At 56.6% G+C, this 2,500-nt stretch carries 1 rRNA gene (cut by a window edge); it reads left to right on the top strand.

Annotated elements, in window-relative coordinates:
- A 23S ribosomal RNA gene (locus EF903_RS28665) occupies positions 1 to 2,460 on the top strand; it begins 656 nt to the left of the window's first position.
- Positions 2,461 to 2,500: the final 40 nt, after the last annotated feature.

The raw sequence follows: 2,500 nt of genomic DNA, 5'->3' as shown, positions 1-2,500 counted from the left end.
GCCTTTTGAAGAATGAGCCTGCGAGTTAGCGGTGTGTAGCGAGGTTAACCCGTGTGGGGAAGCCGTAGCGAAAGCGAGTCCGAATAGGGCGATTGAGTTGCACGCTCTAGACCCGAAGCGGAGTGATCTAGCCATGGGCAGGTTGAAGCGGAGGTAAGACTTCGTGGAGGACCGAACCCACCAGGGTTGAAAACCTGGGGGATGACCTGTGGTTAGGGGTGAAAGGCCAATCAAACTCCGTGATAGCTGGTTCTCCCCGAAATGCATTTAGGTGCAGCGTCGTGTGTTTCTTGCCGGAGGTAGAGCACTGGATAGGCGATGGGCCCTACCGGGTTACTGACCTTAGCCAAACTCCGAATGCCGGTAAGTGAGAGCACGGCAGTGAGACTGTGGGGGATAAGCTCCATGGTCGAGAGGGAAACAGCCCAGAGCATCGACTAAGGCCCCTAAGCGTACGCTAAGTGGGAAAGGATGTGGAGTCGCAGAGACAACCAGGAGGTTGGCTTAGAAGCAGCCACCCTTGAAAGAGTGCGTAATAGCTCACTGGTCAAGTGATTCCGCGCCGACAATGTAGCGGGGCTCAAGCGTACCGCCGAAGTCGTGTCATTGCAGCAATAGCCCCAACGGGTGCTGTGATGGGTAGGGGAGCGTCGTGTGCCGGGTGAAGCAGCCGTGGAAGCGAGTTGTGGACGGTTCACGAGTGAGAATGCAGGCATGAGTAGCGATACACACGTGAGAAACGTGTGCGCCGATTGACTAAGGGTTCCTGGGTCAAGCTGATCTGCCCAGGGTAAGTCGGGACCTAAGGCGAGGCCGACAGGCGTAGTCGATGGACAACCGGTTGATATTCCGGTACCCGCTTTGAAACGCCCAATATCGAATCCTTTGATGCTAAGGCCGTGAAGCCGTCCTGGATCCTTCGGGTGAAGGGAAGTGGTGGAGCCGCTGACCCGAGATGGTAGTAGGTAAGCGATGGGGTGACGCAGGAAGGTAGTCCAGCCCGGGCGGTGGTTGTCCCGGGGTAAGGGTGTAGGCCGAGGGGTAGGCAAATCCGTCCCTCATACAAGGTTGAGACCTGATGCCGAGCCGATTGTGGCGAAGTGGATGATCCTATGCTGTCGAGAAAAGCCTCTAGCGAGTTTCATGGCGGCCCGTACCCTAAACCGACTCAGGTGGTCAGGTAGAGAATACCGAGGCGTTCGGGTGAACTATGGTTAAGGAACTCGGCAAAATGCCCCCGTAACTTCGGGAGAAGGGGGGCCATTCCTGGTGATGGGTTTTGCACCTTGAGCTGGGGGTGGCCGCAGAGACCAGCGAGAAGCGACTGTTTACTAAAAACACAGGTCCGTGCGAAGCCGTAAGGCGATGTATACGGACTGACGCCTGCCCGGTGCTGGAACGTTAAGGGGACCGGTTAGCTCCATTTCGGTGGGGCGAAGCTGAGAACTTAAGCGCCAGTAAACGGCGGTGGTAACTATAACCATCCTAAGGTAGCGAAATTCCTTGTCGGGTAAGTTCCGACCTGCACGAATGGCGTAACGACTTCTCGACTGTCTCAACCATAGGCCCGGTGAAATTGCACTACGAGTAAAGATGCTCGTTTCGCGCAGCAGGACGGAAAGACCCCGGGACCTTTACTACAGTTTGATATTGGTGTTCGGTTCGGCTTGTGTAGGATAGGTGGGAGACTGTGAAGCGGCCACGCCAGTGGTTGTGGAGTCGTCGTTGAAATACCACTCTGGTCGTGCTGGATGTCTAACCTCGGTCCGTGATCCGGATCAGGGACAGTGTCTGATGGGTAGTTTAACTGGGGCGGTTGCCTCCCAAAGGGTAACGGAGGCGCCCAAAGGTTCCCTCAGCCTGGTTGGCAATCAGGTGTTGAGTGTAAGTGCACAAGGGAGCTTGACTGTGAGACCGACGGGTCGAGCAGGGACGAAAGTCGGGACTAGTGATCCGGCGGTGGCTTGTGGAAGCGCCGTCGCTCAACGGATAAAAGGTACCCCGGGGATAACAGGCTGATCTTCCCCAAGAGTCCATATCGACGGGATGGTTTGGCACCTCGATGTCGGCTCGTCGCATCCTGGGGCTGGAGTCGGTCCCAAGGGTTGGGCTGTTCGCCCATTAAAGCGGTACGCGAGCTGGGTTTAGAACGTCGTGAGACAGTTCGGTCCCTATCCGCTGTGCGCGTAGGAATATTGAGAAGGGCTGTCCCTAGTACGAGAGGACCGGGACGGACGAACCTCTGGTGTGCCAGTTGTCCTGCCAAGGGCATGGCTGGTTGGCTACGTTCGGGAGGGATAACCGCTGAAAGCATCTAAGCGGGAAGCCTGCTTCGAGATGAGTATTCCCACCTCCTTGAGAGGGTAAGGCTCCCAGTAGACGACTGGGTTGATAGGCCAGATGTGGAAGCCCGGTAACGGGTGGAGCTGACTGGTACTAATAGGCCGAGGGCTTGTCCTCAGTTGCTCGCGTCCACTGTGTTAGTTCTGAAGCAACGAAC

This window comes from Streptomyces sp. WAC05292 (assembly GCF_003949955.1).
Lineage (GTDB): Bacteria > Actinomycetota > Actinomycetes > Streptomycetales > Streptomycetaceae > Streptomyces > Streptomyces globosus.
Note: the sequence above shows the minus strand (reverse complement) of the source record. Positions and strands in the feature narration are given on the sequence as shown.